The 18,655-nt window shown below is 64.9% G+C and carries 26 protein-coding genes; 9 read left to right on the top strand and 17 right to left on the bottom strand.

The features are described 5' to 3' along the window. Nucleotides 1–42: 42 nt before the first annotated feature. Complete coding sequence (locus tag GS429_RS10065; RefSeq protein WP_160065138.1) at nt 43–1,257, top strand: iron transporter; 1,215 nt, start codon at nt 43–45, stop codon at nt 1,255–1,257. A gap of 16 nt (nt 1,258–1,273) precedes the next feature. Here GS429_RS10065 and GS429_RS10060 read toward each other — a convergent pair whose 3' ends face one another. The 9 genes from GS429_RS10060 to truD form a co-directional block, all read right to left on the bottom strand. Next, nucleotides 1,274–1,747, bottom strand: coding sequence for a DUF2243 domain-containing protein (locus tag GS429_RS10060; RefSeq protein WP_160065136.1), 474 nt, complete (start codon nt 1,745–1,747; stop codon nt 1,274–1,276). A 158-nt stretch (nt 1,748–1,905) separates the two neighbouring features. Further along, nucleotides 1,906–2,184 (bottom strand): KEOPS complex subunit Pcc1, encoded by a 279-nt coding sequence (locus GS429_RS10055; RefSeq protein WP_328821331.1) that lies wholly within the window; start codon nt 2,182–2,184, stop codon nt 1,906–1,908. A gap of 9 nt (nt 2,185–2,193) precedes the next feature. Then, complete coding sequence (locus GS429_RS10050) at nt 2,194–2,328, bottom strand: DNA-directed RNA polymerase subunit P (RefSeq protein WP_006064440.1); 135 nt, start codon at nt 2,326–2,328, stop codon at nt 2,194–2,196. Between the two features lie 20 nt (nt 2,329–2,348). Further along, nucleotides 2,349–2,612: an eL43 family ribosomal protein gene (locus GS429_RS10045; protein WP_160065134.1), complete on the bottom strand. Its 264-nt coding sequence runs from the start codon at nt 2,610–2,612 to the stop codon at nt 2,349–2,351. A 157-nt stretch (nt 2,613–2,769) separates the two neighbouring features. Next, complete coding sequence (locus GS429_RS10040; protein WP_160065132.1) at nt 2,770–2,976, bottom strand: hypothetical protein; 207 nt, start codon at nt 2,974–2,976, stop codon at nt 2,770–2,772. Nucleotides 2,977–3,110: 134 nt separating this feature from the next. Then, the gene (locus GS429_RS10035) at nt 3,111–3,866 is read right to left on the bottom strand and encodes a DUF2103 domain-containing protein (RefSeq protein WP_160065130.1); all 756 of its coding nucleotides are present in this window, start codon (nt 3,864–3,866) and stop codon (nt 3,111–3,113) included. A gap of 99 nt (nt 3,867–3,965) precedes the next feature. Beyond that, nucleotides 3,966–4,799 (bottom strand): 5'/3'-nucleotidase SurE, encoded by an 834-nt coding sequence (gene surE, locus GS429_RS10030; protein ID WP_160065128.1) that lies wholly within the window; start codon nt 4,797–4,799, stop codon nt 3,966–3,968. 76 nt (nt 4,800–4,875) lie between these two features. Further along, the gene (locus GS429_RS10025) at nt 4,876–5,187 is read right to left on the bottom strand and encodes a hypothetical protein (RefSeq protein ID WP_160065126.1); all 312 of its coding nucleotides are present in this window, start codon (nt 5,185–5,187) and stop codon (nt 4,876–4,878) included. A 105-nt stretch (nt 5,188–5,292) separates the two neighbouring features. Next, nucleotides 5,293–6,657: a tRNA pseudouridine(13) synthase TruD gene (gene truD / locus GS429_RS10020; protein WP_160065124.1), complete on the bottom strand. Its 1,365-nt coding sequence runs from the start codon at nt 6,655–6,657 to the stop codon at nt 5,293–5,295. Nucleotides 6,658–6,799: 142 nt separating this feature from the next. On the opposite strand from truD, the gene GS429_RS10015 reads away from it, so the two are divergent. Further along, nucleotides 6,800–7,039 (top strand): PRC-barrel domain containing protein, encoded by a 240-nt coding sequence (locus GS429_RS10015; protein ID WP_160065122.1) that lies wholly within the window; start codon nt 6,800–6,802, stop codon nt 7,037–7,039. A gap of 152 nt (nt 7,040–7,191) precedes the next feature. After that, nucleotides 7,192–7,359 carry a hypothetical protein gene (locus tag GS429_RS21825; RefSeq protein WP_201293995.1) on the top strand — a complete coding sequence of 56 codons (168 nt, stop codon included), beginning with the start codon at nt 7,192–7,194 and terminating at the stop codon, nt 7,357–7,359. Nucleotides 7,360–7,527: 168 nt separating this feature from the next. Here the strand turns inward: GS429_RS21825 and GS429_RS22385 are convergent, their stop codons facing one another. The 3 genes from GS429_RS22385 to pth2 all read right to left on the bottom strand — a co-directional run bounded on the left by GS429_RS22385 (nt 7,528) and on the right by pth2 (nt 8,451). Further along, nucleotides 7,528–7,650 carry a hypothetical protein gene (locus GS429_RS22385; protein WP_268892280.1) on the bottom strand — a complete coding sequence of 41 codons (123 nt, stop codon included), beginning with the start codon at nt 7,648–7,650 and terminating at the stop codon, nt 7,528–7,530. A gap of 72 nt (nt 7,651–7,722) precedes the next feature. After that, nucleotides 7,723–8,016, bottom strand: coding sequence for a hypothetical protein (locus GS429_RS10010; protein ID WP_160065120.1), 294 nt, complete (start codon nt 8,014–8,016; stop codon nt 7,723–7,725). A 96-nt stretch (nt 8,017–8,112) separates the two neighbouring features. Next, nucleotides 8,113–8,451 (bottom strand): peptidyl-tRNA hydrolase Pth2, encoded by a 339-nt coding sequence (gene pth2, locus GS429_RS10005; RefSeq protein WP_160065118.1) that lies wholly within the window; start codon nt 8,449–8,451, stop codon nt 8,113–8,115. A gap of 91 nt (nt 8,452–8,542) precedes the next feature. On the opposite strand from pth2, the gene GS429_RS10000 reads away from it, so the two are divergent. Continuing rightward, a complete protein-coding gene (locus GS429_RS10000) occupies nt 8,543–9,109 on the top strand; it encodes a YIP1 family protein (RefSeq protein WP_160065116.1) in 567 nt (188 codons plus the stop codon). 35 nt (nt 9,110–9,144) lie between these two features. Here GS429_RS10000 and GS429_RS09995 read toward each other — a convergent pair whose 3' ends face one another. Further along, nucleotides 9,145–9,960 carry a hypothetical protein gene (locus tag GS429_RS09995; protein ID WP_160065114.1) on the bottom strand — a complete coding sequence of 272 codons (816 nt, stop codon included), beginning with the start codon at nt 9,958–9,960 and terminating at the stop codon, nt 9,145–9,147. Between the two features lie 266 nt (nt 9,961–10,226). Here GS429_RS09995 and dcd point away from each other — a divergent pair, with 266 nt between their 5' ends. The 3 genes from dcd (at nt 10,227) to GS429_RS09980 (ending at nt 12,814) form a co-directional block, all read left to right on the top strand. Continuing rightward, nucleotides 10,227–10,826, top strand: coding sequence for a dCTP deaminase (dcd, locus tag GS429_RS09990; protein WP_160065112.1), 600 nt, complete (start codon nt 10,227–10,229; stop codon nt 10,824–10,826). A 337-nt stretch (nt 10,827–11,163) separates the two neighbouring features. Continuing rightward, nucleotides 11,164–12,063, top strand: a complete 900-nt coding sequence (locus GS429_RS09985; protein WP_160065110.1) for a thiamine-phosphate synthase family protein — start codon at nt 11,164–11,166, stop codon at nt 12,061–12,063. Nucleotide 12,064: 1 nt separating this feature from the next. Further along, nucleotides 12,065–12,814: a class I SAM-dependent methyltransferase gene (locus tag GS429_RS09980; protein WP_160065108.1), complete on the top strand. Its 750-nt coding sequence runs from the start codon at nt 12,065–12,067 to the stop codon at nt 12,812–12,814. Nucleotides 12,815–12,867: 53 nt separating this feature from the next. Here GS429_RS09980 and GS429_RS09975 read toward each other — a convergent pair whose 3' ends face one another. From GS429_RS09975 to GS429_RS09960, 4 genes are all read right to left on the bottom strand, one after another. Then, nucleotides 12,868–13,278 (bottom strand): acyl-CoA thioesterase, encoded by a 411-nt coding sequence (locus GS429_RS09975; RefSeq protein ID WP_160065106.1) that lies wholly within the window; start codon nt 13,276–13,278, stop codon nt 12,868–12,870. 98 nt (nt 13,279–13,376) lie between these two features. After that, complete coding sequence (locus tag GS429_RS09970) at nt 13,377–14,174, bottom strand: DUF7001 family protein (protein WP_160065104.1); 798 nt, start codon at nt 14,172–14,174, stop codon at nt 13,377–13,379. 101 nt (nt 14,175–14,275) lie between these two features. Next, nucleotides 14,276–15,166 (bottom strand): NAD-dependent epimerase/dehydratase family protein, encoded by an 891-nt coding sequence (locus GS429_RS09965; RefSeq protein WP_160065102.1) that lies wholly within the window; start codon nt 15,164–15,166, stop codon nt 14,276–14,278. Between the two features lie 248 nt (nt 15,167–15,414). Beyond that, the gene (locus GS429_RS09960; RefSeq protein ID WP_160065100.1) at nt 15,415–16,344 is read right to left on the bottom strand and encodes a sulfide-dependent adenosine diphosphate thiazole synthase; all 930 of its coding nucleotides are present in this window, start codon (nt 16,342–16,344) and stop codon (nt 15,415–15,417) included. Nucleotides 16,345–16,541: 197 nt separating this feature from the next. On the opposite strand from GS429_RS09960, the gene GS429_RS09955 reads away from it, so the two are divergent. Further along, nucleotides 16,542–16,949, top strand: a complete 408-nt coding sequence (locus GS429_RS09955) for an FxLYD domain-containing protein (protein ID WP_160065098.1) — start codon at nt 16,542–16,544, stop codon at nt 16,947–16,949. Between the two features lie 148 nt (nt 16,950–17,097). Next, nucleotides 17,098–18,624, top strand: coding sequence for a flippase (locus GS429_RS09950; protein WP_160065096.1), 1,527 nt, complete (start codon nt 17,098–17,100; stop codon nt 18,622–18,624). Nucleotides 18,625–18,655 lie beyond the last annotated feature (31 nt).

Raw genomic sequence — 18,655 nt, 5'->3', positions numbered from 1 at the left:
TCAGCCCCCACAGCTATCCGCCGTGACAGTGTGGGACGCGTGATGCAACGGCGCGAAGCGATCGCCGCTGGTAGCTGTCTGGCGGCAGCGCTCGCTTCGGGCTGCCTCGAGACACTTCGCCGAGAGGACGCCTGGCGCGAACTCGTCGCCGATCCCCCCGAGGGGATCTACGTCCCGCCACACGCGGACGGGATGGTGACCTACGGAACCGCGACCGCGGCGGGCCGAAAGATTTCGCTCATGGCGACCCGGCCGCACTCGTTCTGGCCGGTCACCGACGCCGAGCGAAGCCGGGCCGACGTCCGCTCGCGACACGCGGTCCACCTGATGGTAGACGTTCGGGATTCCGAGGCGGGCGCGATCGTTCCCGCACCGGTGACCACGAGCATCCGGCGCGGGGGGACGGCTGAAGCGAGCGACGGACGTAACGGCGCGGCCGACCGCGATCCGATCGATCGACGAAGTCTCTGGCCGATGCTCTCCCAGCGCATGGGTCCACACTACGGCGACAACGTGGCGCTCGACGGCGACGGCACCTACACGGCGACGGTTCAGGTCGGGCCGACGAACGCCGACGTAATCGGCCCGCTTTCCGACGAACTCGAACGGTCGACGAGCGTCGACGACGCCCTCGAATTCGAGTTCGAGTTCGAGTACGAGGCCGCCGAAATCGACGCCATCGAGCGCCGATTGATCGACGAAGACGAGGGTCGCGGCGAGCCCGGTGCGCTCGAGCCGATGAGGGATCACGCCGGTGGCGATCACGGCCACGACCACGAACCAAGCGATGAGCAGCAACAGGACGATTCCGACGGTGAGAGCGACGCTGATCGTGACGAACACGCTGCGTCCCCGTTCGGCTTCGACGACGCGACTCGAGTCGGATCCGAGACGAGCGACGATATCACCTACATCGCTGCGGTAGTCGAAGACGAGGATCGAACCGACGCGGATACCGCCGCGCTCGCGGTAACGGCGCGAACGGCGTACAACCAGTACACGCTTCCGTTCGCGTCTTTGATCATCGAACTCTCGCAAAACGGCGATCGACTTGCCAGCGGGCCGCTCCGGGAGACGATCGATTCTCGGACCGGCCACCACTACAGAACGCGCGTCGATCCCGTAGCCCTCGTGCGCGCGGACGAACTCGCGATCGGCCTCGAGACGACGCCACAGGTGGCGCGTCACGAAGGGTACGAAACTGCGTTTTTCCAGCCCGATTCGGTGACGCTCCCGATGCCGCTCGCGTTCGAGTGAGCGTCGCGAGGGCGGGTCAGGCAACCGTGTGGCCGTCAGCTCTCCGGAGGATCCACAGACCGAGTACGAGTATGAGGACGCTCACGACGAGCCAGTGCGGGTTCCACGCCTCGGTCCCGTGGACGACGTTGTGTAGATCGAGCACGTAGTGACTGACGACGCCGTCGACGACGTTGAACACGCCCATACCGACGACGATCGAACCGACGAGGTACGTCGTCGAGAACCGCCAGTCCGTTCCGTTGACGATTCGCCAGAGGAGTCCGAAGCCGACACCCATCACCGTGAGCATAGCGAGCAGAAACAGTCCGTCGAACATGACGTTCGTCCGATAGCCGTCGAGGCTGTACGGATCGTAGAACCCCGAGAGCAGGTGATGCGTCTGGAGAATCAGGTGGAAAATCACGGTATCGATGACCGCGCCGAACCCGAAGCCGATCGTTCCACCGGAGAGCAACAGCCGACGTCGCAGGCTGGCAGTTGACGCCATACGGCATCGACCACGACGGCGAGTAAAAATCGGAAACCTGCGACTGCGACACAGCGGACCGCTTTCGATCGCCCGCCCTCGAGTTCACGTTCGCGATCGCGGCTGTGACCGGTGACTGGTGACCGACGATCAGTTGGACTCGAGTGCCGTCTCGGCGATCAGTTGGCTTCGAATGCTGCCTCGCCGATATCCGCCGTTCGTTCGGCGACATCGACGAGGGTGAACCAGGTGTTGAGCGCGGCTCGCAGGGCGATGACGTCTGCGGCGACGATCTCGATACGGACCGTCGATTCTCCGCTCTCGTCGGCGGTCTCGATCGTCGTCTGCGAACGAGCGTCGTCGATTTCGCCGATTTCGCGGCTGACGCTCTCGGCGACGAGTCGCGCGCGAGACGGCGTCTCGTACTCGAACTCGAGCGTTGCGTCGTGAGAAAACACGGTCGGCCGTTACTGAACGCCGACTTCTTTGACGTCGCGGCTGCGCTCTTTCAGGAGCACGCGGTGGCCGCAATAGGGACAGCGGACGCCGCCGTATTCGTCGATCTGGACGTCGCGTTTACAGCGGGAGCATTTGTAACTCATACTGAATCAGTGTCGTGTCGTTATTCGTCGTCTTCGGCGAGTGCGGCGCGGATCGAGCGCTTGACGGTTCGGCCGGCGGGCGTCTCCGGACGGTAGGCACCGCCGGTGAAGACCTCACCGGTTTCTTCGTTCTTCCAGATGCCGGTTCCGATGCGCGTGACATCGTCGCCGTCGACCTGGGAGTTTTGCATATCGTCTTCAATATCACTGACGCGACGTCGAGCAACGCGACCGTAGCGTGCGCCAAAGCGGCCTGCGCTACCGACGATTCCGTTATCGGCCATAGTAAGGCTAGGTATCGCCAGCGGATTCTTAAACCTGTTGAGTTACGGCGGGTGTCGAAGGGGGCGTTCCCCGTGCCCATACGGACCGGTGTAGTTCGTTACCGGTGGTCGTTTCCCCGTTTAAGTGATCACCGGTAACACGCTACAACGATCCGTATCACTCGTCGGCCGTCTGCTTTGCAACCGGTCCCGTGAGTAGCTCTCGAAAGACCAACGCGAGGGCGGCGAGGTAACCGACGGGAGCCAGCGGGGCAGCCAGCAGTCCCGTACCGATACCCGTCGCCGCGATGGCCGTTCGGAGCACGAGCCCGCTGAACGCGAGCAACGGAATCGCAGCCAGGACGGCATCGGGTCGCTCGAGCATGGCTAATTATATCTCATTACCTCCGGCCGGATAAGGGGCTGAGAACCAGCAGGCAGTGTCACTTCCATCGGGTACTAACACTGTTTTCCCGATGGCAATCCGCGTCGGCGTCGAAACGCCGGTCACCACCGAACTCACCGAAACTCGGCGTCGGCCAGCACGTCGTTCAGATCGTCCCGAATCCGCTCGCCCATCTCTCGGTCTCGAGCGGTCGTCACGACGCGGTTCTCCTGGACGCTCGAGCCGTCTCGGATGAGCATCCGAACGTTGCCGCCGTCGTCGGCGCGAGTGACCTTCGCTCGAAGCCCCGACTGGGACCCTTTCCCGCCGGCGTCGATGGGGCCCGGAATGACCTTCTTTACGTGGGGATGGTCCGCGACGGTGTGGATCGCTCGCATTCCCGTGCGGCCGCCGATGAGCGTGGTATGACTGCCGCCGATCTTCTCCGCCGGGGGCGTCTCGACGACGTCGAGTGCGCGTTTCCCGCGGCGCTCGAGGACCGCCTCGACGGGATCGGTGTCGTCGACGCGGTAGAACGGGTGGTGAATGTCCTCTCGAACGGCTCGGATCACCGGCCGTTCTCCGCCCGCGTAGACCTCTTCGGGCCGTTTTCGTCGGATCTCGTCGCCGATCAGCCCCGCGAAGTTCCGCAGTTCGACGACCTCGTTCTCACCGTCTTCGGGCGTCGTGGTGATGATCGTCTCACCCAGTACCGGATCGTCACGTTCGGTCGCCGTCGCCGTGTCCTCGTCGCCGTCTCCTGCAAGCATCGTCAGCGTCGCTCGCTCGCGCTCGGCCTCGAGGACGATCGCCGCGGTGTTTGCCTCCCGGCAGACCAGACAGTAGTCACCGGGTTTCTCGAGCGGCGATGCACAGTGGCGACACTCCATAGCGATAGTTCGCGACGCGAGTGTAAAATGGGCGTGTTTTCGGTCGAGCGCATCGGGATCGAACGCCGTCTATCCGCCCGTCCGCCGTTCGCACGTCCCCTATAGAATCTCCTCGAGGATGTTCCGAACCGGCTCCGTCTCCACGACGTCGTAGGGGACCGTCATCGGCGAGACCGAAACCGTCCCCTCGAGCAGGGCGTGTCGATCCGTATCCTCGGGGTCGGGAATATCTCGATTCGCCATCTGCTGCCAGAGCCGGTTTGTCAGCTGGAACTGGCCGTTCTCGAAGGTGGCGTCCATCTCGTAGACCTCGGTCGGACGGGTCAGCTCGAACCCGTTCGGCTCCAGGTCGGGCCGCGGAACGTTGACGTTCAGGTAGTCGACGCGATCGAACAGGCCCGTTCCGGGGACGCCGGTCGCGAGCGTTGCGGCGATCTCGCCGGCCCGCTCGAACTGTGCGGGTTCGAGGTCGCCCTCGAGGCCGAGCGTGTCCATCGAGATGGCGATCGACGGCGTGTCGAGGAACGCGGCCTCCATGGCGGCGCTGACGGTTCCGGAACGCGAGAAGACGTAGGCACCGAGGTTCGCCCCTTCGTTACAGCCCGAGATGACGAGGTCGGGTTCCGGGTCGAGGGCGTTGACCCCGACGATGGCACAGTCACAGGGGGTTCCGTCGACGGCGTAGCCGATCTCGTGGTCGACGTGGGGCACGGGCGAGGTGAACATGCCGTCGGCCATGCTCGTCGACAGTCCGTCGTCGGTATCGGAACTGGTCCGGCCGTACGACAACGACCGGCCGACCGCGCTCTGATTGCGGTCGGGTGCGATCACGGTGACGGAGGCGACCGCGGACAGCGCGTCGTACAGCGCCCGAATGCCCGGGGCGTCGATCCCGTCGTCGTTCGTCAGCAGGATCTCCGGTTGGTCGTCCATACCGGTCCCGTTGGGGATCGGGCTGGATACGAGTATCTATTCCGCGTCTCGATTCGATACCAACCTCACTGCCCGCTCACGCTCGAGTCCACCACGGGAGGAATCGCGCGATCCGAGCCAGCAACGACGGCTTCTCGCAGCGAACGCGGAGGGTGGTCCCCCCGGCCTCGAAGGTCACGTCGGTCGCGGACACCGCCTCGCCGTCGGGCAACCGAATCGTCTGCTCGGCGGCGGGAACCGTGCCGCCGCTGCTAGCACCGAACAGCGTCCGCGGCCGGCCCGTCGGTGCCGATACCGGGCCGCTGTACTCGAGCACGTACACCGAGACCCCGTCGTCGGTCGTTTTCTGCCAGTCGACCAACTCCGTGTCCTCGTCCGCGCCGATCATCATCGATCACGAGCGGGCCGCTCGGGTTCGTGCGTCGTCGGATGCGGTTCCATCGCTACCGCTTGCTACTCGAGAGATCGCCTAAAACCGTTTCATACGCCTGTCTTATCCGAGGTGGACCGGATCGACCTTCAGATACTCCCGCAGGACGACCGTCGCGTACGACCCCTTCGGAAGCGCGAACTCGAGCGTCAGCGGATCGGTCCCGTACTCGAGGGCCGTTCGAACGAGAATCGCTCGCCGAGTCCCGGTCGAGTGGAATTCACCCGGGAGATCGAAATCCGCGCGCTCGAGGCCGAGATCGTCGAGCACGGCGCGTTCGATGTCGCCCTGTTCGCCGTCGGCGAGTTCCGTCTCCGTCCCCACGAGCGGGGCGGTGACGAACGCCCGGCCGCGCTCGCAGTGGCGTGTTACCGACCGCACGCGGCGTTCGTCCACGCGCTGGAGCCGGTCCGTGTCGGGTAGCTCGAGGCCTTCGGGGGCGTCGGTATCGGCGAAACAGGCTACGTCGCCCTCGACCGGCTCGTCGAACGGGAGCCCGCGCTCGAGACGTTCGGAGAGCATCAGGTTGAACGCGTATGACTGGGCGGCGTGGACGAACAGCCGCTGGAGGTTCGACGGAACCCGCTCGAGGGCGGCCCTGAAGTCCTCGGGACCCGGATCGCCGTCGCACTCGACGACGCCGTGGAGCATCGAGCGCTCGTAGCGCAGCCGGTTCGGGAACCGCTCGAGGGCCGCCTGCCAGTCTCTGGTCTCCTCGACGAAGGCGCGGGCCTCCTGGGTACCTTCGGGTTCGGCGTCCGTCGGGTTGCCGAGGTAGGCCATCACCGCGGCCTCCCAGTCGCCGCGGGCAATTTCGAGGCCGACCTTGTGCGTCACCGGCCGACGGCTGCCAAAGCGCTGCTGGCCGAAGAAGTTGGGGACGCCGATCGAAGTGATGGTCTCATCCGTGTCGCCGGTACCGGCGTCATCGAGCCCGCCGAAGGCGTGTAGTTCGTCCGTGATCGCCGCCGCGTTGGCCGCTCGCTCGGGCTCGCTGACCACGAGTTCGAACGCGTTGCCGGCCAGATCCCCGAACTCGAGGGAGCGCCCCGCGCGGCCGAGGACCTCGAGTTCGGCTCCATCGACGTCCGGCAGATCGTCTGGATCCGCGCCGTAGACCGAGAACAGTTGCGTGGTGACGGCGTACTTGTCCTTCGTGCCGGCCCAGTTGACCCGCTCTCGAGACATCTCGAGTGCGTTCGAGAGTCGCGAGGCGAAGTCGTTCGTATCCCAGCCGGAAAGCGTCGCTCGAAAGACGAGGTGGGGATACGCGTCCAGACTCGCGTCGACTGGCTCGGTCCCGAAGCGCTCGAGTTCGCGAACCCGAAAGTGCTCGTCGTCCTCGCGGAGGTGGCCGCCGACGCCGTCGGCGTCGCTGACGTAGTAGTCCATGCCGACGGCCTGCTCTGTGGGATGTGCCGGGCGCATGCTGAGTAGCGACGTTTCGGTGGCCGGGAATAAATCGGTTCGTTCTCGAGGGTGGAGCCGCCGGCCCTCGAGCAGAAGTGGCAAGCAGTCGCATGTATAGCCTTTATGGTGATTCCGGACGTCTGTCCAGTCGGACAGCACTATGTGTGCGACCTTTACGAACGACGACGAGGGTAAGCGCGTCGTCAACGAAAACGGCGAGACGGTCGGCCTCGTCGAACACGTCGAAGCGGGGAGCGTCCACGTCGATCCCGACCCGGGGATCACGGACAGTATCAAATCGAAACTGGGCTGGGGCGATGCCGACGAGGAGACCTACGCGCTCAATACCGACAACGTCGAGGCAATCACGGACGACGAGATCAGACTTCGCCGGCTCTAATCGGCGGAGTCCCCGTTCGTCTCGATGCTATCCACCCGTCCACTACGATGAATCATCGCGGCCGTTCTCCGCGGAGGCGGCCGCGGATCGACGCCGGCCGGTGGGCGTATGCAGGCTGTTTCGGTTTGTCCGCCGAGGCAGAACAGTAACCCATGACATTCCAGCTGCCGACCACGTGTCCGATCTGTCAGGAGACGTTGGCCCCCGATCGTAGCCTCGACAATCATCTGGTCGGGAGTCACACGCACCACGAGATCAGAAACCACACGCACCGCGAGACCGCGAGCAACGCCGTCTCCACGCAGTCCCTCGACGACTGACCGCTCTCCGCTCGCAACCTGCGCTCCTCCTTCGCTCCGATCCGTGTTACGTGTTCGACCTCAAGTCCCCGTTCTCGAGTCTCAACTGTGCGCTCGAGCGGCGTACGGCTCGGACCGAAAACAGCGGCGGATTGGTGTGGTCCGTCGGGAGCAGCGACGAGCCGTCGATCAGTCGCGAATTTGTTCCTCGTGGAGGACTTCCTGTTCACGGAAGAGAACGACGACGAACTCCGAATCGGCATCGAGTTCGACGGTTCGGCCCCCTTCTCGACGGCGCCGTCGTCGTCCCACACTATCGGCTCGGTCCGAGCGGGAATAATTGGCGAGGTCGTTGTCTCGGTCGTCTTCGTCGGCGCGGCGCTTTTACTCGGATGAACGATCGTCGTCTCGGTCATCTTCGCCGGCCTCGCTGCTCAGGTCGGCATCGACGCGCAGTTCCGAATCGGTCACCGTCACGACGTTCTCGCTCGGGATCTCGAGGTCGTCCTCGCCGGCGCTGCCGCGGCCGAGGCTTTGGATCCACGCGTTGGTCAGACTCGGTTCGGGGTCGACGTACGCGACCTGTTCGAGAGGGTCGATTTCGGTAACGATCCCGATCTGTTCGCCGCGGACGTCCATCAGAAACTTCCCTTCGTCAGTCTTGGACAGAACAGTCATTGTATTATGCTGTAACGTTACGGAGGCAAATAGCTGTTTTCGATACTGTCACGGTCCGAGTGCGTCGACCGACCGCGGATTTCGCCCCGTCCAGCCTCAGAACAGCGACAGTTCGCCGGTCACGCTATCGACTCGGTCGTCAGCCGCCGGGCCGACGGCCAGCGTGGTGACGGTCCCGGGTTCGAGTTGGGTGTGGCCGGCGTCCCTGACGACCGCGTTCGGAATCCCTTCGCTGTCGGCGATGGCTGACAGTTCGTGCAGTTGGCGTTCGCTCTCGCCTTTCAGGACGACCTTCTTCTGGCCGCCTTGCTTCCACTGGCTGCGGAGCTGGTCGTCGGCTTTCTCGTAGGCCGACAGCGATGCGTGAGCGACCTGTGCGGCGAGTTTTCCCTGTCCCATGCCGATGTCAGTGCGGGCGACGATGGCCTGTTTCATGTCCGATCGGAGAACGTCGTCCCCTATAGCCGCAGCGAAACCGACAGCGCGGACCAGAATTGTTTTACTACCGTGGTTTAGAGTCCGTAATATGGTGCGAACGCCCCTCGTCGCTCCCGGAGCGTACTTCGCTCGAGCGGACGCGTTCCCGCTCCAGTTGGCCGTCGGCCTCGCGGTCGTCCACTGGCTTGGTTCCCTCGCCGTCAGTCTGTTCTGGCAGGCGACCGGCGAGATAGCGCTCGATCCGCTGACGCTCTACGCCCTCCTGCAGGCGCTCGAGGCGACCCTGCTCTACTGGGTGGTCCCGGCGCTCGTCCTCTACGGAGTCGGGTTCGCCGTCGATGCCGAGGGTGAACCGTCCGAGATGCTAGCGCTCGCGGCGTGGGGGCTCGTTCCCCTCCTGGCCGGCGAACTCGTTTCGAACCTGTTCCTCTACGGACTCACGGCGCTCGAGGTCGATCCGGCTGCCGTACCGGTCGAGCCCGAGGTCTGGCTGTTCGTCCCCCTGATACTGGCCGCCTGCGGCTGGGCTGCGTTCGTCTGGCGCGGCGGCCTCCGGAGTGGGTTCGGCCTCGATCGATCGACCGCGACGGCGACCGCGCTGTCCGCGGCCGGGGTGTGTGCGGGGCTGTTGCTCCTGCCGATTGCGTTTGCGTAGCAAGAATCCGATAGCTCCGGCGACCGTGTCGGGAATCAGCGCACAATCTCGCCTTCGAGCCCGAGTTGCCGTTCCGTTCGCCGCGCCTCAGGCCCGGACTCGACGAGCATCGGTTCGGAGATCGATTCCGTAAAGCGATCGGGATCCGGATCGACGCGTTCCACAACCGCCGAGAAGGCCGATCCGCGTCGGCCCGCCGCGGAGACGATGCCGCCGTACTTTCGCTCTCCGAACGGCGTCTCCTCCGGGTCGGGAAACTCCTCGCGAATCATCGCCGCACCCTCCCTGAGGTAGTCCGCTGCCCGTTGCTGTGTGTACTGGCTCTCCTCGTAGTAGGTCCGCGCGTACTCGTCGGGCAACTCCTCCGAAGAGTGTTCCGGCGATTCGTAGTAGATCGCCTCGGGTGCGGTGAACCCGCTGGCGAAGCGAATGTTCAGCGTGAAACTGTCCGGGTAGCGGACGAGCAGCGGCGTGTACACCATCTCGGTCACGGTAGGCCACTGCTGGATCCGCCAACTGCTCTCGAGGAAGTAGGCGGTGACCGCCCCGACCGAGTCGTCGCGTTCGCTCCGGAAGTACGCCGTCGCGACCTCCTCGTACTCTTCGCCCGCGATCTGGCGCAGTCGGCGCTCGAGGCTCTCGGCGGCGTGATCGATGCCCGCTTCGTAGGCGGCGAGCAACGGAACGTCCGGATCGGCGAGCAGATCGGCTTTCCGCTCTTGGGCGTCCGCGATGGTTGCCATGTTTTCATGAAAGAACCGTTCGGCGTTCTCGTCGGGAAGCGGTATCCGGACTGCTCGCTGATGCAGGATTCCCACATCACCGTTGAAACGGTCGTGCGCTTCCTCCATGCGAGCCTTTCGGAAGACGACGTACTAATCGATTCTGGCCCCCGAGAGATCGATGACTCGGCGCGGAGTCGGCCGCGGTCGTCGCTCCGTTCCGCTCCCGATGTGGCCGGTGAGTTCCGGGTGATTTATACTGCCGGACAGAACGATTCGAAAACCGGTTGCGCTACTGCGGCCGTCCTCGGGGATGACGGCCGCGAATTCGCGACCGACTTCTCAGTGACTTCTGTCCGACAGTATTAGGACCCCGTGGCTCGCTCGTACTCGATATGATCCTCTCCGACGCGGACATCCTGCGACGTCTCGAGGACGGCGACCTCGTCGTCGACCCCCTCGACGATCCCGAACTGCAAATTCAGCCCGCAAGCGTCGACCTTCGCCTGGGACGGGAGTTCCTCGAGTTCCAGCGAACGAACATCCCCTGTATCCATCCAAACTCCGAACAGGAGGTCGACGACTACGTCACCGAAACGGTCGTCGACGCCGACGACGACTTCATCCTCCACCCGGGCGACTTCGTGCTGGGGACCACCCACGAGCGCGTCGAGATCCCGGCCGATCTGATCGCGCACGTGGAGGGGCGCTCCTCCCTGGGACGTCTCGCCGTGGTCGTCCATGCCACCGCCGGGCTCTGCGATCCCGGCTATCGCGGCCAGATCACGCTCGAGCTCTCGAACCTCGGCTCCGCACCCGTCGCGCTCACGCCGGGAATGCGGATCTCGCAGTTGACGTTTACCGAACTGAAGACCGCGGCGGAGCGGCCTTACGGCAGCGATCGCGGTTCGAAATACCAGGACCAGGCCGGCCCCCAGGCCTCGCGCATCCAGAGCGACGACGAGTTCGGCGGCAACCAACTCGAGCGCGATTGAATCGAGACTCTTCGGTCGTCTTATCGATGATCGACACAGCCCCCGATGCCCGATGCAATCCGCGGACGATCGGTGCAGCCGGCGATGGGTTCCACTTCCACCCGTTGACGGCAGTGAACGCGCTGCTATCGTGACACCGAGGGATACCTCGTCCTCCCCAACCGATCCGCTCACTCGCTCATCCCTCGCGACGGTCGAAAGCGCGCCGTCGGGGTGCTCTCCCCCGTTCACTTTCGTCTCCGTTCGTCCGCTTGCGAGATGCGAGAACGCGAGAACACCCGTCAAATCCGTCTCTGAGACCCACAAGTTATTTCGACGGCCGTCCTAACTACCGGTAATGCAATTCGTCGAAGAACTCGTCGTCGACGAGTTCCTGCCAACGGTTCGGTCGCAACTCGCCGCCGAACTCCGGGAGCGGGGACTCACCCAGAGCGAAGTCGCCGATGTCCTCGGAATCAGCCAGAGCGCCGTCTCGAAGTACGCCCATGGCGACGTCGCGACGAACGATCGAATCGCCGACGACGAACGCGTCGAGGCGCTCGTCGCCGAACTCGCCGACGGGCTGGCCTCCGGCGACGTCACGCCCGTCCAGGCGCTGATCGAAATCGAGGTCTTGATCCGCGACCTCGAGACCGGCGGGGATCTGCTGGCACAGCTCCACGAGGAGGCGGTGCCCGAACTCGCCGATCACGGCTCGAGCTTCCGCGTTCACGACCCCGAGAGCGACCTGCGGACCAGCGAGCGGGTGCTCTCCTCGCTCCGGCGGGGGCTTCGGCTCCTCGAGAACGCCAGCGGCTTTGCGGGTCTGATCCCGGCGGTCGGCTCGAATCTGGTTGCCTGCACGCCCGACGCGGAGGGCGTCGACGACGTCGCCGGCGTTCCCGGCCGGATCTTCGACGTCAAAGGCAAGGCGACGGTGCCGTCCGATCCCGAGTTCGGCGTCTCCGAGCACGTGGCGTCGGTACTCCTCGCCGCACGCGACCACGGCGCGGACGCGTCGGCGGCGATCAACATCAGATATGACTCCGAACTGATCGCCCGACTGACCGAAAGCGGCCACGCAACGGCCGAGTTCGACGAAACCGACGATATCGCCTCGAGCATCGGGGCCGCGATCGAGGACAACCCCGAGGCGACGGTCCTCTACCAGACCGGCGGGATGGGAATCGAGCCGCTGATCTACGTTCTGGGCCCGGACGCGGAATCGATCGCCGACACGATCCGCGCCCTCATCTGAAATGGGGGGAGTTCGGTCGAAACTGCAAGCGCGCGTGGAGCCGGAGGACGCACGGGCCTTTTACGGCCGCTGGGCTCGCCTCTACGACGTCATCGCGCGTCGAACGCCCGGCGTTCCGGCACTGCGCGAGCGGGCGGCCGCCGCCTGTCGGCTCGAGCCCGGCGACACCGTCGTGGAGATGGGCTGTGGTACGGGGGCGAATCTGCCGTACCTGCGCGAACGGGTCGGTCCCGAGGGGACCGTTATCGGGATCGACTTCACGGGTCCGGTCCTCGAGCGAGCGCGCGAGTTGACGGCCGAGTACGACAACGTCCACGTCGTTCGAGGTGACGCGACGCAGCCGCCGCTGGGCGGGCTCGAGGGCGACGGTGACCACGGCGACGAGGGCCCGCTGGACGGCGAGACGACCGTCGACGCCCTCCTCGCGACGTTCGTCGTCGGTATGCTCGAGGATCCCGCGGGAGCGGTCGACGACTGGTGTGATCTCGTCGGCCCCGGCGGCCACGTCGTCCTCGCGAACGCCGCTCGGAGCGACGAGTGGTACGCGCCACCGGTCAACGCCGTTTTCCGGGCGATCGTCGTCCTCTCGACGCCGCCCACGACGAAACTCCGCTACGAGAACGCGCCGCATCTGCGACTGGACGAGAAGATCGACACCGCACACGGCCGTCTGTACGAGCGCTCAGCGGCCGTCGCGGACGAGACGCACGTCTTCGGCGTCGTGCGGTTGACCGGCGGCCGACTCGAGTAACGAGCGTCGCAGACGGCCTCTCTCGGAGATGCGGGGTGTGAACTGTCGGAAAACTAGGCCGTGGCGCTCGGCTCCTCGAAGGATTCGATCGGCTCGCGGATCTCGTCGGGGAACGGCGAGGGTCGCTTCGTCTCGGGGTCGATGTGAACCATCGTCGTCTCGGCCGTCGCGGCGACCTCGCCGTCGACGTGGATCTCGTACTCCATGGTGCAACTCGAGTCGCCGAGTCGGGAGACCCACAGGACGACTTCGGGCTCGTCGCCCTTGACAATCGGTCGCTCGTAGTCGATTTCGAGGTTCGCGATAACGAAGGAGATGTTTTCGGCGGCGATGCCGACGACCGCCTCGAGGTAGTCGGTGCGGGCCGCCTCGAAGTAGCTCGCGTAGACGGCGTGGTTGACGTGGTTCAGCGGGTCGAGATCGCGATACCGAACGGAGATATCGACGGTGAAGGGATCGGTCATCGTACGTTGTCGGAAACGGCTGAGCGAAAAGAGGGCTCCGGTTCCGGCGACTGTCGGTGTGTCCTCGTTTTGACTGCTCGTACAGTCGACTTCGGCGATTACGAGTTCGACTTCGACTCTGACTCCGACACGGACCTCTCGTACAACCGCGCGTGGGTCGTACAGAACTGGGGCTCGCGCAACTGAGCATCGATCAAGTCCTCGTGATAGTGGGCGTTGTACAGCCGACACATCTCCCGGTCGCAGAAGGCCTCGCCGGTCTCGAGGTAGTCGACGGTCTGCAGGACGTACCCCTTCAGCGCGTCGGTCGTCCGCGGATCGTCCTCGATCAGGAACTCGCCGTCGACCTGGTTCTCGAGGACCTCTCGCGGCGGCGTATCGCCCGACAGCAGGGCGTGGCGCTGCTGTTCCTTGTAGTAGGCCTCGGGCTTGGCGGGGGCCTCGTAGAGCCCCGGCACGGAGACCAGCGCGGGCTGACCCAGGACGCTCACTCGCTTGTGCCAGCGGCCGTCGTGATCGCCCCAGGTGCCGATCGCCCGATCGAGAATCGGCACGTGAAGCGTCTCGAGATCGCGTTCATCTTCCGGCAGCGCGCTGTTGAGCGCTCGCTGGATCTGCACGCCGTCGTAGAGCACGCCACCCTCGCGTTCGGGCTGTGCGAGGGCGCGTTCCTCGTACCGGATCGTCCCGAGCATCGTGTTGCCGGTGTCGCGCTCGTAGGGCGACGGGACCCGCGCTTGGGCGAACCGCTCGGCGAGCACTTCGGTCCGGTGTACGTCGAGAAAACGGTCGCGAACCGCGACAGCGGCGTCGATTCGGGGCTCGAGCCAGTCGCCGATCGCGTCGACGTCGGCGACGGTCGTGGGGGCGCGGTACAGAATCACTCGATCGACCATGCTACAACCTAGTCGTACCACTCGGTGAAACGCTTGCGGTCGCGTCCCGACCGACCGATGTAAGTGCTTCATCGCCGGGGGCTTCAGCCGAGGTGATCCCGTTATCCGTCCAGAAATTCGGGCCCCTCGACGGGCTCGGTTTCGGCCTCACGCCAGGAGTGGGCGGGTTCCCAGCCCAGTTCAGCCCGCGCTTTCGCCGTCGAGAACGCCGATTCGTCGCCCTCGAGGTCGCACGCGTCGGGCAGGTCGCCGAAAACGGATTCGATCACGTCGGCGGTCGGCCGGTCGAGGTAGTTGTCGGCGGCCATCGCGTGATACGCTTCGTGGCCGTCGATGTCGGCCTCGAGCGCGGCCTCGACGATCGAGACGACGTCGCGAACGTCGACGTACGACCAGAAGTTGCCGCTCCCCTCGGCCGTCTCGGGGTCGAAGGCCGCCTGTTCGTCGGTGGCCCGGTACTCCCCGGGGTACTGAATCCACGAGGGACGTATCGAGGCGACCGAGACGTCGTACTGGCGGACCGTCTTCGCTGCGAGCTCCTCGCCGACGAGCTTCGACGCGCCGTAGCCGTCTTCCGGTCGCTGGGGATGGGACTCGTCGATCGGGAGGTAGTCGGGCAGGAACGGTTCCGCGGCGAACGGCATCCCGTACAGGCTCTCGCTCGAGGTCCAGACGACGTCCGCGCCCGCTCGACCCGCGGCCTCGAAGACGTGGTAGGTACTCGTGACGTTCGTCAGAAACGTGTCGGTGCCGGTCGTGATTCCCATCGCCGGAATCCCCGCGAAGTGGAGGACTGCATCGGGGTCCCGGGCGAGAATCGCCTCCCACGCCTGTCCCTGCTCGGTGAGGTCTGCCGCGAGGAACGTCGCGTTGTCGGGGTCGCTCGCGGGTCGCTCGAGGTCGATGCCGACGACGTTGTGGCCCAGGCTCGCGAAGTGCTCGAGCGCCCAGCTCCCCGCACCGCCGGTCGCACCGGTAACGATGAGTTGCATGTGCGAACGCTGGGCCGGGGCCGCGAAAACAGTGCGGGTTTCGGTGACTGTGGGGGTCGAAACCCGTGCTGTGGGGCTCTCGGGGACGGAACCGAACGCCGACGTCGGGGTCGAATCGAAGACTGCCGGTCGAAAGTCGAATGCTGATCGAATGGACGGAAGCTACCACCTACCGTTACTCCGCCCTTGCGCTTCAGCTCACTCGTCTGCCCGTTCTCGCGTCCGATCGAGAGGGGCCCTCGCTTCGATCAGTCGTCGGCCGGCGCGACGCGCGAATCCAGTTCGACGGGGTCGGCGTCGACCTCGAGTTCGTCGAGCGCTTCCTGGGCGGCGCGCTTGCCGGAGACGAGCATGGCACCGAAGGTCGGGCCCATGCGCGGGAGTCCGTAGGTCGTCGCGGTCGCCATCCCGGTGGCGATCAGCCCCTCGTGGACGAGACCGGTGTGTTCGACGACGGCGTCCTCGCTTTTGCCGACCCACATCGAGTCGTGCCCGGGCGAGTCGTGTCCGGGTGCGCCGTAGGAATCGTCGTCGGTCTGATCCATACCGGTCGCGCTCGCCTCGGCGTCGCCGATGCCGGGGGCGTCGAGCACGCCGCGCTCGTCGAGTTTCTTGACCGCCATCGCGTCGTGGCCCGTCGCGTCAATGACGAGGTCGGCCTCGACAGCGATCGGATCGACGCAGGTGATCTCGCGGGGCAGCGCGTGGACCGGCGTCCAGTTCATGACGATGCCGCCGACGCGGTGGTTCTCCCGAATGACGATATCGGTGAACTCGGTCATGTTCTGCATCTTCGCCCCGGCGTCGCAGGCGGCCTTGATGAGGCCGGAACACGCTTCGGGACCGTTGGCGACGTAGAGGTCCTCGCTGTCCTGGGACTCCTTGTAGGAGACGTCGAGTTCGTCGAGGACTTGCTGTGCCGGGTCACGCACCGTGACCTTGTTCATCAGGAAGCCGCCGAGCCAGAAGCCGCCGCCGAGGTAGTTGTTCTTCTCGACGACCATCACCTTCACGCCGCGCTCGGCGAGTTCCTTCGCGGCCGTCAGCCCGGAGGGGCCGCCGCCGACGATGATCACGTCCGAATCCGAGAAGTCCATGAACTCCTCGGTCCACTCCTGTCCGATTGCGCGGGTGACGTCGGCTTCGCCGACCTGACTGAACTGTTCGAATTCGGTCATACAACTTGGTGGTAGAAGTCCGTGGTGAAAAGTCTGTCGCGAATGACCGGAACAAGACACACTTCTGATAGCACGGCCGTCGCCGACGCTGGCGAGACGCGACGCCCCCTCGAGTCAGTACAAAGAGGCTACCGACCGTCGAATTTCGTCAGTATCCACCCGAACGCTGAAGGCTCGCGCTCGTCTACATCAAGGAGATGCATCGTCGTGGGTTTCTCGCGGTTGCCGTTCTCGTGCCGATCTCCGGCTGTCTCGAGTTCCTCGAAGACAACGGCGAGGAAATCACCGAACCCGGCGACGTCGAGATCGTCTGGGACGATCTCGTACGGGAGAACACCGGCACCGAAGACGAACGCGTGACCGTCTGGGGCGTCGTCAGGAACGTCGGCGATCGAACGCTCTCCTACATCGAGATCCGGGCCACGTTCTTCGACGAAGCGGGCGAGGAACTCGAGAGCGTTATCGAGAGCGTCGATATCGATGTCGACGCCGCCTCGGAACAGGGCCCCGGCGAGGAGTGGCCGTTCGAAGTCGAGTTCCCCCGGTTCGGCGAGGACGCAGCCGAAGTCGCGACGTACGAACTCGAGCCAGCGACAGGGGTCTGATCGCCACCAGGATGGAGACGAATCACCGGATCGATTCAGGCGTGGATCGCTCGAGTGCGGCCGCACCAGCTAGCGGTTCGGCGAGCGCCACGTCGCGTCTGAGATCGCCGAAAGGGGCACCTCGCCGTCGGTTGGCGGAGGGGGAAACATGACGGAGTCCGATCCAAACGCCGGTCGCGACGAGGGCGTCTCCACGCTCGCAAAGCAAGGGAGCATCACGTTCGCCGGGAACGTCGTCAACGGAGCCTTCGGCTTCGCGATTGTCATGCTGATGACGCGGTTCGTCAGCCCCTCGGTCTACGGCCTGTTCGTCCTGGCGACCTCCGTGATCCTGTTCATGCAGGTGTTCGCGAACCTCGGCTTACCGCTGGCGATCGACTACTTCGTCCCGCAGTACCTGGACCAGGGCGAGCACGGGAAGGCCAAAGGCGTCATCGTTCAGGTGACCGCTACCGTCCTCGTCACGTCGTCGCTGGTCGCGTTCGCACTCGCGATCAGTGCCGGCTACATCGGGACGTTCTTCCAGGAGCCCGCGATGCAGGTCGCGTTGCTGTTCCTGTCGGTGACGATCCCGATGCTGGCGATCTACAACGTCTTGCTGACCTCCTACTACAGCATCAAGAAGCTCCAGTATCGGGTCATCATGCGCGATCTGGTTCGGCCAACGGTCAGGTTCGCGGTTACCGCTGGCCTGTTGCTGATCGGCTACGGGCTGCTCGGGCTTATCGTGGGCTACGTCGTCGGCCTGTTCGTCGCCATCACGATCGGCGCGGCCGTTTTCGTCTACAAGGCCTGGGACCTCCTGACGGCCGAGATTGAACTCGTCGCGCCGGCCCCGCTGGTCAAGTACTCGGTCCCGCTGGCGATGACCAGCGTCGTCTTCGTCCTTATGGGCCACGTCGACTACTTCGTGCTCGGCTTCTTCCTCGATTCGGACAACGTCGGCATCTACCGCGTCGGCTACATGCTCGGCTCGGGACTGATGATCATCTTCAACTCCCTCTCGCCGGTGTTCAAGCCGCTGATTGCCGAAACGCGGGATGATATCGACCTCGTCGAACAACGGTTCCGGATCATGGCTCGCTGGATCGCCGGGATCACGCTCCCGGTCGCGATCTTTCTTTCCCTCGGCGCGAGCTCCTACCTCGCGGTGTTGTACACGCCACAGTACGCCGAAGCGAACGTCGTCGTCACGTTGCTCGCCGGCGCGTTCCTGTTCAACGTCACCTTCGGCGGCCCCGACGGCTCGCTGTTGCAGGGACTGGGGTACTCGAGAATCGTCTTCGCTAACACACTCGTCCTCTTCGGCGTGAACCTCATCGTCTCGTTCGCGCTGGTCCCGATCGTCGGCATCGAGGGCGCGGCGATCGGCTCGGCGACCGCGCTCTTTCTCGTCGGCGGTCTCACCCTCGGTGAGGTCTACTATCTCGACGGGATCCATCCCTTTACCAGGGACTTCGCCAAGGTCGTCGGTGCCGGCGGTCCCGCGATCGTCGCCGGCGCACCCGTCGTTTATTTCCTCGACTCGGACATCGTCATCGCGGCCGTGTTGCCGATCGTCGTCGTCGGAACCTACGCGCTCACGCTGATCGCGACGGACGCCTTTACCGACGAAGACGCCCAGATGGCCGCCGAGTTCAGCCCGACGCTGCGCAAGTGGCTCCCGTCGAAATAGCGTCGTTGCCGATCGCTCGATCGGATTACAG

Origin of the sequence: Natronorubrum halalkaliphilum (assembly GCF_009834785.1) — an archaeon.
Lineage (GTDB): Archaea > Halobacteriota > Halobacteria > Halobacteriales > Natrialbaceae > Natronorubrum > Natronorubrum halalkaliphilum.
Note: the sequence above shows the minus strand (reverse complement) of the source record. Positions and strands in the feature narration are given on the sequence as shown.

What these genes read in the sequence shown, in the direction of transcription:
- GS429_RS09995 (WP_160065114.1), bottom strand. Translation starts at nt 9,960, where the DNA reads ATGGAGGAAGCGCACGACCGTTTCAACGGTGATGTGGGAATCCTGCAT.
- GS429_RS09970 (WP_160065104.1), bottom strand. Translation starts at nt 14,174, where the DNA reads ATGGTCGATCGAGTGATTCTGTACCGCGCCCCCACGACCGTCGCCGAC.
- GS429_RS09980 (WP_160065108.1), top strand. Translation starts at nt 12,065, where the DNA reads ATGGGGGGAGTTCGGTCGAAACTGCAAGCGCGCGTGGAGCCGGAGGAC.
- pth2 (WP_160065118.1), bottom strand. Translation starts at nt 8,451, where the DNA reads ATGAAACAGGCCATCGTCGCCCGCACTGACATCGGCATGGGACAGGGA.
- GS429_RS10045 (WP_160065134.1), bottom strand. Translation starts at nt 2,612, where the DNA reads ATGGCCGATAACGGAATCGTCGGTAGCGCAGGCCGCTTTGGCGCACGC.
- GS429_RS09985 (WP_160065110.1), top strand. Translation starts at nt 11,164, where the DNA reads ATGCAATTCGTCGAAGAACTCGTCGTCGACGAGTTCCTGCCAACGGTT.
- GS429_RS10065 (WP_160065138.1), top strand. Translation starts at nt 43, where the DNA reads ATGCAACGGCGCGAAGCGATCGCCGCTGGTAGCTGTCTGGCGGCAGCG.
- surE (WP_160065128.1), bottom strand. Translation starts at nt 4,799, where the DNA reads ATGGACGACCAACCGGAGATCCTGCTGACGAACGACGACGGGATCGAC.
- GS429_RS10000 (WP_160065116.1), top strand. Translation starts at nt 8,543, where the DNA reads ATGGTGCGAACGCCCCTCGTCGCTCCCGGAGCGTACTTCGCTCGAGCG.
- GS429_RS21825 (WP_201293995.1), top strand. Translation starts at nt 7,192, where the DNA reads ATGACATTCCAGCTGCCGACCACGTGTCCGATCTGTCAGGAGACGTTG.
- GS429_RS09960 (WP_160065100.1), bottom strand. Translation starts at nt 16,344, where the DNA reads ATGACCGAATTCGAACAGTTCAGTCAGGTCGGCGAAGCCGACGTCACC.
- GS429_RS10035 (WP_160065130.1), bottom strand. Translation starts at nt 3,866, where the DNA reads ATGGAGTGTCGCCACTGTGCATCGCCGCTCGAGAAACCCGGTGACTAC.
- GS429_RS10060 (WP_160065136.1), bottom strand. Translation starts at nt 1,747, where the DNA reads ATGGCGTCAACTGCCAGCCTGCGACGTCGGCTGTTGCTCTCCGGTGGA.
- dcd (WP_160065112.1), top strand. Translation starts at nt 10,227, where the DNA reads ATGATCCTCTCCGACGCGGACATCCTGCGACGTCTCGAGGACGGCGAC.
- GS429_RS09955 (WP_160065098.1), top strand. Translation starts at nt 16,542, where the DNA reads ATGCATCGTCGTGGGTTTCTCGCGGTTGCCGTTCTCGTGCCGATCTCC.
- truD (WP_160065124.1), bottom strand. Translation starts at nt 6,657, where the DNA reads ATGCGCCCGGCACATCCCACAGAGCAGGCCGTCGGCATGGACTACTAC.
- GS429_RS10025 (WP_160065126.1), bottom strand. Translation starts at nt 5,187, where the DNA reads ATGATCGGCGCGGACGAGGACACGGAGTTGGTCGACTGGCAGAAAACG.
- GS429_RS09975 (WP_160065106.1), bottom strand. Translation starts at nt 13,278, where the DNA reads ATGACCGATCCCTTCACCGTCGATATCTCCGTTCGGTATCGCGATCTC.
- GS429_RS10040 (WP_160065132.1), bottom strand. Translation starts at nt 2,976, where the DNA reads ATGCTCGAGCGACCCGATGCCGTCCTGGCTGCGATTCCGTTGCTCGCG.
- GS429_RS10015 (WP_160065122.1), top strand. Translation starts at nt 6,800, where the DNA reads ATGTGTGCGACCTTTACGAACGACGACGAGGGTAAGCGCGTCGTCAAC.
- GS429_RS10010 (WP_160065120.1), bottom strand. Translation starts at nt 8,016, where the DNA reads ATGACTGTTCTGTCCAAGACTGACGAAGGGAAGTTTCTGATGGACGTC.
- GS429_RS09950 (WP_160065096.1), top strand. Translation starts at nt 17,098, where the DNA reads ATGACGGAGTCCGATCCAAACGCCGGTCGCGACGAGGGCGTCTCCACG.
- GS429_RS09965 (WP_160065102.1), bottom strand. Translation starts at nt 15,166, where the DNA reads ATGCAACTCATCGTTACCGGTGCGACCGGCGGTGCGGGGAGCTGGGCG.
- GS429_RS10050 (WP_006064440.1), bottom strand. Translation starts at nt 2,328, where the DNA reads ATGAGTTACAAATGCTCCCGCTGTAAACGCGACGTCCAGATCGACGAA.